Source organism: Halobacillus litoralis (assembly GCF_020524025.1).
Classification (GTDB): Bacteria; Bacillota; Bacilli; order Bacillales; family Halobacillaceae; genus Halobacillus; species Halobacillus litoralis_D.
The window spans coordinates 114,858-127,732 of record NZ_JAIVKN010000001.1; the positions used below are offsets into that span (position 1 = coordinate 114,858).

The 12,875-nt window shown below is 41.8% G+C and carries 15 protein-coding genes; 9 read left to right on the forward strand and 6 right to left on the reverse strand.

Translation table 11 applies throughout. The features are described 5' to 3' along the window. Positions 1 to 91: 91 nt before the first annotated feature. The 3 genes from LC036_RS00655 to LC036_RS00665 form a co-directional block, all read right to left on the reverse strand. Positions 92 to 499, reverse strand: a complete 408-nt coding sequence (locus LC036_RS00655; RefSeq protein WP_226576741.1) for a YtxH domain-containing protein — start codon at positions 497 to 499, stop codon at positions 92 to 94. 152 nt (positions 500 to 651) lie between these two features. Then, entirely contained in the window at positions 652 to 1,188 is a 537-nt protein-coding gene (locus LC036_RS00660) for a tryptophan transporter (RefSeq protein WP_226576744.1), read from the reverse strand. 125 nt (positions 1,189 to 1,313) lie between these two features. After that, a complete protein-coding gene (locus tag LC036_RS00665; protein ID WP_226576746.1) occupies positions 1,314 to 1,742 on the reverse strand; it encodes an HIT family protein in 429 nt (142 codons plus the stop codon). A gap of 144 nt (positions 1,743 to 1,886) precedes the next feature. Here LC036_RS00665 and LC036_RS00670 point away from each other — a divergent pair, with 144 nt between their 5' ends. The 3 genes from LC036_RS00670 to LC036_RS00680 are packed head-to-tail and all read left to right on the forward strand — an operon-like array spanning position 1,887 to position 4,594. Further along, complete coding sequence (locus LC036_RS00670) at positions 1,887 to 2,630, forward strand: ABC transporter ATP-binding protein (RefSeq protein WP_226579914.1); 744 nt, start codon at positions 1,887 to 1,889, stop codon at positions 2,628 to 2,630. Then, complete coding sequence (locus LC036_RS00675; RefSeq protein ID WP_226576749.1) at positions 2,623 to 3,837, forward strand: ABC transporter permease; 1,215 nt, start codon at positions 2,623 to 2,625, stop codon at positions 3,835 to 3,837. The genes LC036_RS00670 and LC036_RS00675 overlap by 8 nt, the downstream gene beginning before the upstream one ends. A 55-nt stretch (positions 3,838 to 3,892) precedes the next feature. Then, positions 3,893 to 4,594, forward strand: a complete 702-nt coding sequence (locus tag LC036_RS00680; RefSeq protein WP_226576752.1) for an EcsC family protein — start codon at positions 3,893 to 3,895, stop codon at positions 4,592 to 4,594. On the opposite strand, the gene LC036_RS00685 is transcribed toward LC036_RS00680, so the two are convergent. After that, positions 4,591 to 5,769: an amidohydrolase gene (locus tag LC036_RS00685; protein ID WP_226576755.1), complete on the reverse strand. Its 1,179-nt coding sequence runs from the start codon at positions 5,767 to 5,769 to the stop codon at positions 4,591 to 4,593. The genes LC036_RS00680 and LC036_RS00685 overlap by 4 nt on opposite strands. 120 nt (positions 5,770 to 5,889) lie before the next feature. Then, entirely contained in the window at positions 5,890 to 6,327 is a 438-nt protein-coding gene (locus LC036_RS00690; RefSeq protein ID WP_226576758.1) for a ferritin-like domain-containing protein, read from the reverse strand. Positions 6,328 to 6,463: 136 nt separating this feature from the next. Here LC036_RS00690 and liaF point away from each other — a divergent pair, with 136 nt between their 5' ends. From liaF to LC036_RS00715, 5 genes are all read left to right on the forward strand, one after another. Then, on the forward strand, positions 6,464 to 7,282 hold the full coding sequence (gene liaF, locus LC036_RS00695) for a cell wall-active antibiotics response protein LiaF (RefSeq protein ID WP_226576761.1): 819 nt from the start codon (positions 6,464 to 6,466) through the stop codon (positions 7,280 to 7,282). Between the two features lie 11 nt (positions 7,283 to 7,293). Beyond that, the gene (locus LC036_RS00700; RefSeq protein ID WP_226576764.1) at positions 7,294 to 8,358 is read left to right on the forward strand and encodes a sensor histidine kinase; all 1,065 of its coding nucleotides are present in this window, start codon (positions 7,294 to 7,296) and stop codon (positions 8,356 to 8,358) included. Beyond that, the gene (locus tag LC036_RS00705; RefSeq protein ID WP_226576766.1) at positions 8,355 to 8,987 is read left to right on the forward strand and encodes a response regulator; all 633 of its coding nucleotides are present in this window, start codon (positions 8,355 to 8,357) and stop codon (positions 8,985 to 8,987) included. The genes LC036_RS00700 and LC036_RS00705 overlap by 4 nt, the downstream gene beginning before the upstream one ends. 142 nt (positions 8,988 to 9,129) lie before the next feature. Further along, positions 9,130 to 9,555 carry a disulfide oxidoreductase gene (locus tag LC036_RS00710; protein ID WP_226576769.1) on the forward strand — a complete coding sequence of 142 codons (426 nt, stop codon included), beginning with the start codon at positions 9,130 to 9,132 and terminating at the stop codon, positions 9,553 to 9,555. Then, complete coding sequence (locus LC036_RS00715) at positions 9,552 to 10,046, forward strand: thioredoxin family protein (RefSeq protein WP_226576782.1); 495 nt, start codon at positions 9,552 to 9,554, stop codon at positions 10,044 to 10,046. Before LC036_RS00710 ends, LC036_RS00715 begins: the two co-directional genes overlap by 4 nt. Before the next feature lie 37 nt (positions 10,047 to 10,083). Here the strand turns inward: LC036_RS00715 and LC036_RS00720 are convergent, their stop codons facing one another. Continuing rightward, positions 10,084 to 10,590: an antibiotic biosynthesis monooxygenase family protein gene (locus tag LC036_RS00720; RefSeq protein ID WP_226576785.1), complete on the reverse strand. Its 507-nt coding sequence runs from the start codon at positions 10,588 to 10,590 to the stop codon at positions 10,084 to 10,086. Positions 10,591 to 10,643: 53 nt separating this feature from the next. Between LC036_RS00720 and LC036_RS00725 the strand changes: the two genes are divergently transcribed. Continuing rightward, complete coding sequence (locus LC036_RS00725) at positions 10,644 to 12,845, forward strand: transglycosylase domain-containing protein (RefSeq protein ID WP_226576788.1); 2,202 nt, start codon at positions 10,644 to 10,646, stop codon at positions 12,843 to 12,845. Positions 12,846 to 12,875: the final 30 nt, after the last annotated feature.

Sequence of the window (12,875 nt, forward strand, 5' to 3'; positions counted from 1 at the left end):
CCATATATTATCAAACAGGTCCTAATATATACTTGTTTAGGAGAGGGCAGGCCATAAAAAAACCGCTCAATTAGGAGCGGAATTTAAAGGGTTATTGATGCTTAATCACTTCATGACTTGGCTGTGTGGTGTGATCAGGCTGTTCAGATTTAGCTTTTTCCTCAAGTTCTTTCAAACTTTCTTCAATTTGTTCAAGGTATTTCTGGATGTTTTTCTGGTGGGGCTCAACCGTTTTCTTCCAGCTTTCGATGGAAGTTTTGACATCTTCAGAAAGGTCTTTAATTAATTCAGCACCTTCCTTAGATGTTTGTGCAATTTGATCTTTCAACTGAATGCCTTCTTCTTTCAAACTGAGGACCGTATTTTTTAAATTCTCACTTTTAAATTTGGCATTTTCCCTGAAATCTCGTCCAGAGGAAGGGGTGTTCATCAATGTGTAAGCAGCACCGATAACTCCCCCCACTAAAAAACCTAAGGCTAATGATTTTCCGTTTGGCATATCCGTCATTCTCCTTTCAAATCCATCTCTTATATTTCTATTTTCTCTTTATATGTATGAATGAAACCTTAAAAACATAAAAAACTTAATGATTCAGACGGTTAAAAATAAAGGCACTACAGATTATGTAGTGCCTTTGGTGTAAGTTTAATCTAAATGTTCGCTGCTTCTGCAGATTTAGCAAGAGAAGTTCTTTTCATAATCTTGCTGGCAATCGGATACATAACTCCGACAAATAAAACGTTGAATGCGGCTGCCGGCAGGACAACACTGATAAATAATGCCAGGAAGCTGCTTTCCAGCAAGCCTATAACATATAAGGCTACACTGATAAAAATAGCTCCACTAATCATAGTACCCAGCGCTGTTAAAGCAGCCAGTGTGAATTTATGATGAGAAATCTTCTTAGTTAATAGAACGAGTCCCAAAAAAGCAAAGGCTGTCAAAGGCTTGTCAATAATGTTGGCAAGCTGCCCGCCTGGAACTGTGGTAGTCATCGCTGATATAAATCCTGTCGCCAGTGACAGAACCAAAACATAAGGCGCTTTCGGGAACAGCATAATCCCTAAAAACATCATCGGCAGCATGGTATCAGGTCTCATGCCAAAAAGAAAAGGCGGTGCTACGGCATGAAGAACGGCACCTATTCCTACTAACAACGATAACATAATTAAAACACGGGTATTCATTTTTACATCTCTCCTCAACTATTCTAATCTCAACTGATTTTATATTCCACACGTATCCTTATGACCGTGTGCGAATATATAAAGGTATTATAACAGGTATGTGCAGGTAAAATCAAAGAGTCTCTTTAATTAGAGATATTTTGATTGATTTCTCCAGCAATCGTTTGTAATTCTTCAGGAGAGTAATCATCGGAATGAACTTCCCATTTAGCATCAAAACCATCTTCATTTCCATACCGGGGAATAAGGTGGATATGTAAATGAAAGACGGATTGACCTGCAGATTCTTCATTATTGTTTAGGATGTTTAAACCGATTGGTGCATATGTTTGTTTAATAGCATTAGCAATCTTAGGAACTTTTGAAAACAGCTTTTCTGCTGTTACAGGATCTGTATGGTAAATGTCTTTCGAATGCTGCTTCGGAATGACTAGTGTGTGACCTTTAGTGACTTGACTGATATCTAAAAAAGCGTACACCTCATCATCCTCATAAACTTTTGCTGAAGGAATCTCTCCGTCAATAATTTTACAAAAAATGCATGATTCTGTCATGATTGACACTCCTTTCTATTTGTTAGCATTGTACCATAGAGCTGGAGGTAATCTCGACGATAGACCCTGCGGGCAGAGTGTAACGGACCTGGAAATATGATAAAATTTATGAAGAATGTGAGATTAATGAAAAGAGGGATACGCATGCAGTCTTTACTACATATTGAAGACCTCCATGGGGGTTATACACATAAAAACGTCCTGCACGGCATTTCTTTTGACGTACGGCCAAAAGAAATTGTCGGCTTGATCGGCTTGAACGGTGCAGGTAAAAGTACAACGATTAAACATATCATCGGCATGATGCAGGCGAAAAAAGGAAAGGTAGCCATTAATGGCACCCTCTTTGAAGAAAATCCTGAAGAATACCGGCAGCAGCTTGGATACATTCCTGAAATGCCGATCCTTTATGATGAGCTTACTTTATATGAACACCTTCACTTAACGGCTATGGCTTATAACATACCTGAAGACGTGTTTAAAAAACGGCTGGATCCACTGCTGCGGGAATTTCGATTAGAAAAGAAATTGAAATGGTTCCCGGTTCATTTTTCTAAAGGTATGCGTCAGAAAGTGATGATTATGTGCGCATTTCTGATTGAACCTGAACTCTATATAGTTGACGAACCGTTTGTAGGCTTGGACCCTCTTGGGATTCAATCCTACCTGCAAATGATGGTGGATATGAAGGAGAAAGGGGCGGGAATACTCATGTCGACTCACATTTTAGCGACGGCTGAGAAATATTGTGACCGGTTTGTAATTCTCCATGACGGTGTCATTCGCGCTCAAGGAACCTTAGAAGAGCTCAGGGATTCTTTTGGAAAACCAAGGGCATCTCTCGATGATATCTATGTGCAGTTAACAAAGGAAGAACACGATGATTAATGCGCGGGAATTTTGGACCAAACGATTCTCGGAACATATGAAAGAGACCAGCCGTTACCTGAAATACATTTTTAACGGGCATATTGCCGTAGCCATGTTATTTTTCATTTCAGCACTAGCTTACTATTACCAACAGTGGCTTCAAGATCTTCCGGAAAGTTTTCCAACCCCATTAGTGGTGGGGGTAGCTTTTGGTTTTCTTGCCAGTTACAGTCCTGTCCGAACGCTGCTCAAAGAACCGGACTTAGTTTTTCTGTTACCTGCAGAATATAAACTCGGAGCATACTTTAAACGATGTTTATACTATAGTTACATCGTTCAGCTCTACGTGATCTTCCTTGTCGCAGCTGCTTTGGGACCATTGTACTTCGCGACGTTTCCACAGTTGGGAACCCGGTACTACTTAATGATGATCGCCGTTGTCCTCTTTGTTAAAGGATGGAATATGGTGTCCAACTGGTGGATGTTAAAGGAAAGGAATCCACGCTTGCGTCTGCTTGATCAAATTGCCAAGTTTTTATTAAACGTCGCTATCTTTTACTTTCTATCTCAAGGGAACTGGGTTTTTGCAGGTGTTGTGACGGTGTTATTAGTCGGGCTCGTTTTATATACGTATACAATCGCTAACCAAAAAGCCGGTCTTGCCTGGGATTTATTAGTGGAAAAGGACCAGCAGAGAATGAGGACATTCTATCGTATAGCAAATATGTTTACAGATGTTCCTCATTTGAAAAATACAGTCAAAAAACGCCATGGATTGGTAAGTGCTGTAGTTTCCAGGGTTCCTTACCGCCAGGATCAAACCTTCAGTTATTTGTATAGAATTACATTTATACGGAGCAGTGATTATCTGGGGATGTACCTTCGTTTAATCGCTATTGGAGGCCTGGCTGTCTGGTTTGTACCAAATCTATGGGTAAAAGCAGCTTTTGCTTTATTATTCTTGTATTTGAGTGCGTTTCAAATGATGACCCTTTGGAATCATCATAGAACCATCGCATGGATGGATATATACCCTCTACAAAGAGATTGGAAAGAACAAGCGCTGCTTCGATGGCTGCAGCAGATTATGTATTTTCAAACGTTTTTGTTCGGTCTACTCTTCCTTATGCAGTGGGAATGGTTTGGAATGGTACTCGTGTGGACGAGCGGGAGCTTGTTCAGCTATTTGTTTATTCAAAGTTATGTGAAACAAAAATTAACATAAGGTGGAAGGGAGAGACTGGTGTGCAGTCTCTCTTTTTTAAAACGGAGGTATAGCGGTGGGTTATGAACAGAGAGTGAAGAAAGAGGCGCTACGTTGGAGTAAATCTCTTGATAAACGTTCAACAATTTTACATAGGACTTCTAAGCAGTTCCAGACAAAAATCAATAAGAAGATCCCTGACCGCATTCATAGTATTGTTACAGAGAGTATCCGAACTATGATAAAGGCAGCTATGACATCATCGGAATATATCAGGCCCGTGGAGGTTGATCCGAAATGGAGTTTTCAAGAGCGTGAAGAGAAGGTAAAACAACTGCTCAAGGACTATAAATGGACTGCTTCTATTGAAGGAGCGGGTACAGGAGTTGGTGGTCTCTGGCTAGGGATGGTTGATTTTCCTTTGCTGCTCAGCATTAAAATGAAATTCTTATTTGATGCTGCTCAAATTTATGGTTTAAATATTCACTCCTATGAAGAACGGGCTTATCTGCTCCATGTGTTTATGCTGGCTTACTCTAGTGATGCTGCACGAGGGGAAATAAAGGAACGCCTGATTCATTGGGATGAAACCCCAATCGATCAAAAGCACGTAGATTGGCAGACATTACAGGTGGAGTACCGGGATACACTCGATTTTATGAAAATACTCCAGCTTGTGCCGGGATTTGGGGCGGTTGTTGGTTATGTAGCAAACAGGAGGTTATTAGAGCAATTGGGAGAGACGACAATTCAATCTTGCCGCCTCCGTCTTATTTAAGAATGATTCTTTTCCTGATAGCTGATATAAGCTTGGAATAACGACTTCGCTGCGTGAGGGAGGGCTTTTTCATCAAAATCAAACTTTGGATGGTGATGAGGGTAATAGTGATCTGGAATCTGCGCTCCTGTGAAATAAAAAGCACCTGGTCTTTCTAATAAATAATACGCAAAATCCTCTCCGGCCATCACAGGTTCGACTTCTTCTGTTCTTAATGAAGCATCAGACTTGTGGGCATGTTGCAGCACAAGGTCTGCCTCTTCGATATGATTTACTACAGGCGGGTAGCCTTTTTCATATAAAAAGTCGTAATCAGCGTCATACCCTGTACACGTTCCTTTAATGATTTTTTCCATTTCGTCAATAATTAAATCCTGGACTTCAGAATCAAAGGTGCGTACAGTCCCGGTTAGTTTAGCGGAGTCAGCAATGATATTGAAAGTTGTGCCTGCTTCAAATGTCCCGACAGTTAGAACAGCTGTTTTAAGTGGGTCCACGCGTCTGCTGACGACTTGTTGTAAAGAGGTGACCAGTTGGGAAGCGATCACGACAGCATCTTTTGTCTGGTGGGGCTGGGCACCATGTCCGCCTTTCCCTTGTATAGTAATTTCAAAGCGGTCGGCTCCAGCCATAAATGGCCCTTTAGATGTCTGGATGACACCTGTTGGAGTGTTCACCCACAAATGCGTACCAAAAACAGCATCGACCTGTTTTAAGGCACCTGATTCAATCATTGGTTTGGCTCCGCCTGGGGCATATTCTTCGGCATGTTGGTGCAAAAAGATAACGGTACCTGGAATGTCCTGCTGATAAGGCAGAAGCGCTTCGGCTAGTCCAAGCAGGGCTGCTGTGTGTCCGTCATGTCCGCAGGCATGCATAGCTCCATCGTTTTTGGACTTATAGGGGACATCGTTTAGTTCCTGGATTGGCAAAGCATCAAAATCGGCTCTTAATGCCACGGTTTTCCCAGGTTTACCGCCTTCTAATTTTGCAATGACACCGTTCCCTCCGACATGACTTTCATAAGGAATACCCAGCTTTTCGTATGTATTAACGATAAACCGGGCGGTTTTTTCCTCATGAAATGAAACTTCTGGATACTGGTGCAGGTATCGGCGTGTTTCTACCATTTTGGTATACTGTTCATCGATCGCTTGGAAAATATCCTCCCACATATTCGTTCCTCCTCTTCCGTTTGTTAATAAAGTGTAATACACTATCTGAATATTCTCAAATATAGGGAATAGACCATAAAATAAAAAAGAGCCCCACATTTATGTGGGACTCATAATCCATTAATTCTGCAGACGGGAGTCTTCCAGTAACCGGCCGATTTCTTCCATATGGCCTGTCTCATCTGCAATCATATCGTCAAGTTTTACCGATAACTCTGTCAAGCCGAGTTCTTCCGCCTGCACTTTCCGTTCTTCGTACCGCTTAATAGTCTGGCGCTCCGCTTCTCTTGCTTCTTCCAACATCGGTCTGACATCGGCCAGCTGTTTCACCGGAGCGGGAGTTGTCGTGGGGGTACCGCCTAATGTGCTGATCTTTTCTGCTAAATAAAGTGCATGCCCCTGTTCATCCGTTACTTCACTTTCGAAAAACGGTTTTAAAACAGAACGATATAAACCTGTTACAACAGCTGCATTATACGTATACATAATGGAGGCAGCATATTCATGAGCTAAATCCTCATTCAGTCCGTCGATAAGGGCTTGCTTCTTTTCGTCCATCAACAACATCCTTTCTTTAATTATTCTCACCTAACAATATTCCCTTAAACTTCTCAATTAAACATGATATCTCCGCCTCAGGACGGAGACAATTCCATCCCAAGGATTGTTCCTAAACATGACGATGAGGGATAGAATGAAGAGGAATCACAAAACTTTTGTTGAACTAATTCTGGAGGGAAAGAAAAGGGTGGTGCCATTGCGAAAAAAATTTATTGAAGTATTCATAGCCTCCCTGTTTGTAGTTGGAGGGGTAGTTTTATTATTGTCGAATTTAAGCATTATTTCCCTGGAAATGAAATGGACATGGGGAAATATTTATCCTTTCCTCCTGTTCATTATCGGAGTGAAATTATGGGGAGATGCGTTGTTCAATAGAGGCGGGAGCTGGGTGTTTGGCTCTTTTCTTACGATTTTCGGCGGACTTCTTTTGTTAGACAGGTTTAAAGTCATTGAGTATTCTTTTCTAGATCTTTGGCAGCTATGGCCGCTTATATTTATTTATGCAGGGGTCCGTATGTTCTTTAGGAAAAGGTCTGCGTCTTCTGTTAAGTATGATTCAGGTGATCCATCTGTGAAAATGGCACCAAAATCCAAGCCTATGGTTATCGGAGATCATTCATTCAATGAAGAGAACTGGAAGGTAGAACCAATGAACTTATGGAATGGGGTGGGCGATTATAAGTTTGATTTTACCAAAGCTTTTATTCCTGATGAAGATACACCTATTACGGTGCGGGGATGGGTAGGAGATGTAAAAATGTTTGTCCCTCAGCATATTCCTTACCGCGTAGAGGCAAAAGTGAAAACAGGTGACATTAAAGTGTCCGGTCATAAGGCAGAAGGGTTCAATCGAACACTGAATTACGAGACGGATGACTACGAAACAGCTACGAGAAGATTAACAATTCACATTGATTTAGGGGTCGGATCAATTAAAATTGTACAGGTTTGAGGTGGAAAATCATGTTGAAAAAACTAAATAGTATCCGCTACATGTTCATCCGCTCTCATCTATATGGACTTGTCTTAAACATATTTGTCCTTCTATCCATATTGCTTTCCATCTATGTTTGGTTTGCGCCTTCCTGGCTCCATGCGGGAGGGGTTTTGTTCTTCATTGTGCTTTACACAGTCGTCGGTTTTTTTATGTCTCTATATGCCGGGTTTCGTTCTAGTGGAGATATGAAACAACGTCTTGACTATATCACCACCATGATCACTCAACTGGCGAGAGGAAAATTTTCCTCCAAAATTTATTTTCAGGAAGACGATGAGATTGCCGGCATTGGAGATGAATTAAATACTTTGGGAGAGAAGCTTCAACATCAAAAGGAATCTCTTCTTAAATTAGCTGATGAAAAAGGAGAGCTGGCACGGTCAGCTCACAAAGCGGCGACGATAGAGGAAAGGCAGCGTCTTGCTCGTGATTTACATGATGCGGTGAGTCAACAGTTATTCGCTTTAACAATGATGGCTCAGGCGACCGAGAAAATCTACGATCGTCATCCTGAGCAAGCGAAGGAACAGCTTGGGGAAATCACTCAGATGGCCCTGCAGGCACAAACAGAGATGAGGGCGCTTCTTCTTCATTTACGTCCTGTTCACCTGTCTGGAGAGCCATTAACGGAAGGGCTTTCTTCTTTAATAGAGGAATTGAAACAGAAATGTCAAATTCATTTTGATTTAAAGATTGAGGAGGTAGAAGGCCTGACAGAAACAATGGAAGAGCAGTTGTTCCGTATCATGCAGGAAGCTTTATCAAATATTTTAAGGCATGCGAATGCTTCTGAAGTGAAAGTAGAAGTGTCTGAAGCTGGGGAAGAAGTTTATCTTCATGTATCTGATAACGGAAATGGTTTTGATACGGAAGAGAAGAAAGGTAGTAAAACATCCTATGGCTTGAAAACGATGAAAGAGCGATGTGAGGAAATCGGGGGTACCTACTCATTACGGTCGAGAAAAGGAGAAGGAACTCATATTGATCTTCGTGTTCCTATTCAAGTAAGAATGAAGGAGGAAGAAGCATGATACGTGTAGTGGTTATTGATGATCATGATGTTGTCCGCAAAGGGATTATTGCTTATTTAAATACTGAGGAGGACCTTGATGTAGTGGGAGAGGCCTCAAGCGGGTTTGAAGGAGCGGCATTAGTGAAAGAAAAATCACCTGATGTGGTGTTGATGGATTTGATTATGGAAAACGGAACAGGGATAGAAGCAACAGAGGAAATCATGAAAACAGAATCATGCAAAATCATAATTTTAACCAGTTATTATGACGATGAAAAAGTCTTTCCAGCTCTGGAAGCGGGGGCTTTCAGTTATATGCTTAAAACATCTTCAGCAGAAGAAATTGCAGAAGCTGTCAAAAAGGCGGCACGAGGAGAAAATGTGATAGAGCCTAAAGTAGCAACTAAAATGATGACACGGTTCAGACAGGAAAAGAAGCCTCATGAAGATCTGACAAAAAGAGAGCTCGAAGTTCTTAAATGTGTAGGAGAGGGAATGACCAATCAGGAAATTGGCGATGAACTGTTCATTGGTATTAAAACAGTAAAGACTCATGTGAGCAATGTTTTGAGTAAACTGGGTGTTCATGATCGGACACAAGCGGCAGTCTATGCCCATCGTAATGGTTTGTTAAAAGAAAAGAAATAAAACGGCCACTCTATGAGTGGTCGTTTTTGATGGGAGAACTCGTGATACTCATGTGCCTCTAATTCACTTGGAAGAAACCATTTTGTTTTCAAATAGATACCTAGTATAATAGCAGGAGAGAGAGGTAGAAAGGAATAAAACTATGAAGAGAAATTTAGAAATAGGGATGTTTATATTATGGGCAGTGTCGCTCGTAGCTACAGCGGGAAGTTTATTTTTTTCTGAAGTACTGGGCTATGCGCCTTGTGAACTTTGCTGGTATCAAAGAATCTTGATGTACCCGCTTGTTCTAATTTATGGAACAGCTCTTCTTAAGAAAAAAATCGATGTGGCCATGCCCGGGCTTATTATGAGCGGGATTGGATTCCTTGTATCAACTTACCATTACAGCCTGCAGAAGGTGCCGTCACTTTCATCGGGGGATGCGTGCGGACTGGTTCCTTGTAACGGCCAGTATATAAATATCTTCGGTTTTGTGACCATTCCATTTTTAGCGGGAACAGCCTTTATAGTGATCTTTATCATTCACTTTTTTATGGTGAAAAAGAAAGGAAGTAAATCCGTATGAAAAAAGCTATGATTATATTTGCAAGTGTCCTTGTGGTCCTTGTAGTCGTGTTAATCTTTGTCGTTAACTATCAGAACTCTCAAAAGACCGCAGATAACCCTTATGGGAAGGAAGACTTGAATCAGGCTACGATTGATCAGCTGGACGATCCAAATTATAAAAACCAGATCCAGCCTGATGAACTGGAAGAACAGATTGAGTCAGGCGAACCAACAACGGTTTATTTCTACAGTCCAACATGCAGCCATTGTCAACGGACTACACCGGTGCTTATCCCAATGGTACAGGAACTGGGGATTGATATGAAGAAAATGAATTTATTAGAGTTTGATGTTTGGAAAGAGTATCAAGTGAAGGCAACGCCAACCTTGGTCCACTATGAAAATGGCGAAGAACAGGCAAGGCTTGTTGGAGAGCAGCCTGTTACTGTCTTCGATGACTTCTTCCATCAGGAAGTATTAGAAGATGCGCCTGAAAAAGAAGAAGAATAAAAAAAGTGAGCGGTTCATACCGCTCACTTTTGCTATGCTAATCGTCTAATTGAATCATCTGATATTTCGTGATGTAAGCATCACCGTCAATAAAGGAAGGTTTCTTTGCATGTTTAGGTCCGGATTTTTTATGAGCGTCATCGAACGATTTGGAATTCTTCCAGTCTTCAAAGTCCTGTTCGCTGCGCCACTGAGTAAGGACAACATATGTACTTCCTTTCAATGGCCGCAAAATACGGATGGCTTGGAAGCCTTCACGATTTTCAACATTTCCAGCTCTCTGCTTAAATCGATCTTCGAATACGGGGCGTCCTTCCTGGCTGACAGGAATATTATTCATGACCACATACCCTTTAGAATGAAAGTCTCCTACGTAATCGACGGTTTCATATTCCCGCGCCTCCTCAAAGATAGAGGTACCTTCCCCCTCACAGTAGGCGACGGTTTTGTCTTGATCCTGCATGAAAAAGAGCGGAACTTCAGGATGTTTTTCACTTAGTTTGGATAAGTAATTCAATGTACCACTTGTCATCGATACTTTCATAGCCGATATCTCCTTTCCTTCCTTTCAATCAGTTTATCAATAGGAATTCCATGGTGGCAAGTTTAAAGGCAACGAATAGAAAGGATGCACATGTATTGAAACTTAAAGAATGGAAGGAACACTTCCCCAGCTGGATCAAATATTTGAAGTGGCCGGGCATTATTTTCGGGGTTTTTCTAATTTTATCTTTAGCCGGCTATTTAGCCGTTGTATTCGGTGGACGATTCGTCGTTAATGAGGAGGATTTAATCCTGGATGAAATGACGAGAGTGGAGACCGCAGATGGAGAAGTAATTGAACGTATTTATACAAAGAACAGACAGAATGTAGACCTTGCCTCTGTACCTGAGCATGTTCAGGATGCGTTTATTGCCATTGAGGATAGTCGATTCCGTGAACATTCCGGTGTTGATTTTAAAGGGATATTAAGAGCCGTTTATAAAGATATTGTGGCAATGAAAAAAGTTGAGGGAGCAAGTACGGTCACTCAGCAGTTAGCCAAGAACCTTTTTCTGAGTAATGATAAGACATGGATGCGGAAAACAAAAGAAGTGATGGCTGCGATCTATTTGGAACGTAATTACAGTAAAGATGATATTTTGGAACTGTATTTAAATCGTATTTATTTTGGGGAAGGGACATATGGGATAGAAGCAGCCTCCCAGCATTATTTCCAGTCCTCTGTATCAGAACTGACCATTGCTCAAGGAGCCTTGCTTGCCGGACTTCCCAAAGCTCCAAATACTTACTCTCCGTTTGACCACCCGGAAAAGGCAAAACAACGGAGAAATGTTGTCCTGGCCCGTATGTATGATGTAGGAAGCATTGATGCATCTGTTATGAAACAAATGCAGGGATCAACACTGGCAGTTGAGAGACAAGAAAAAGGCCGGGAAACATGGTCAAACAGTTATGTAGACCTTGTTATTAGTGAAGCAGCACATAAGTACCACATCTCCCGTGATGAGTTGAAACGAGGGGGATACACGATTATGGTCGAAATGGACCCAGCGATTCAGAGAATTGCTGCTGACGAAATGAAGAATGGAGAATTTGTCCCCGGATCAGGGGGGCCTGTAGAAGGTGCCCTTACGCTTATGGATCATGAGACCGGTGGAATTGTCGCTGCTGTTGGAGGAAGGGACTTTGAACACGGAGACTATAACCGTGTGGGAGCGAAACGCCCCCCAGCTTCTGTCATTAAGCCATTGGCTGTTTATGGTCCAGCACTTATGACCAAGGATTATGACCCTTTCTCCCTGTTATCCGATGAGAGACAGACTTTCGGTGGAGACTTTAACCCCCGCAACCATAATGACCAGTATGAAGGTCAAGTGTCTTTATATGAAGCATTGATGGAATCCAAAAATGTGTCGGCCGTCTGGCTGCTTGATCAAATTGGAATTTCCTATGCAAAAAGCTATCTGGATAAATTAGGTCTGTCTACTGAGGATGAAGGTCTCGCTATTGCTTTAGGGGGGCTTTCTGAAGGATACACTCCTCAGCAGATTACGGAAGCCTATGGAGCTCTTGCGCAGGGAGGGACAAGAAAAGAAAGTTACACGATTCAAAAAATACTGGATCGTAATGGTGAGGTACTGTATGAACATAAGCAGATCTCCACCAAAGTATTTAACAAGCAGACCTCCTGGTATTTGACGAAAATGCTTCAGTCTACTGTTAACGACGGAACAGCAAGTGCTGGAAGCTATGCAAAAGCATTAGCTGGAAAAACAGGAACCCATCAGGACAAAGATGTCTGGTTTGCAGGGTATACTCCTGCGTATGCCGGAGCCTTATGGATGGGGTACGACCGTTCGGAGGGGGACGGAAAGGTACTTGAAGGAAGCAGTGTTTATCCAACCAAGCTTATGAAATCCATCCTTACACGCGTAGACAGACAGAAAAACTTAGCGGCTGATTTTGAAAAGCCTGAAGGTGTAAAAGATCTTCCGCCTCCCATTGATCTTCCAGTAATTACAGACCTTAAAGGGAGCCTCGATTTCTCTGGACTGGCTCTTTTACGCGGAAACCTTACTTGGTCGACGCCGGAAGATGGCCGGATTGTTTATCGTATTTTTAGGGAAGAAGAGGGAGAAGATGTTAAAGTCGGGGAAGTTACAGGAAAAGGAAAATTCAAAGTGAATGCCTTTGGTGTGTTTGATCAGACCGAATATTATGTTGTCCCCTTTGACCCTCTCACAGGAAAAGAAGGGCAGCCTTCAAATTCCGTCCAGTTAAACTGGGACCTGTGAAAAAAAGCACAAAATCGTGACAAATGATTC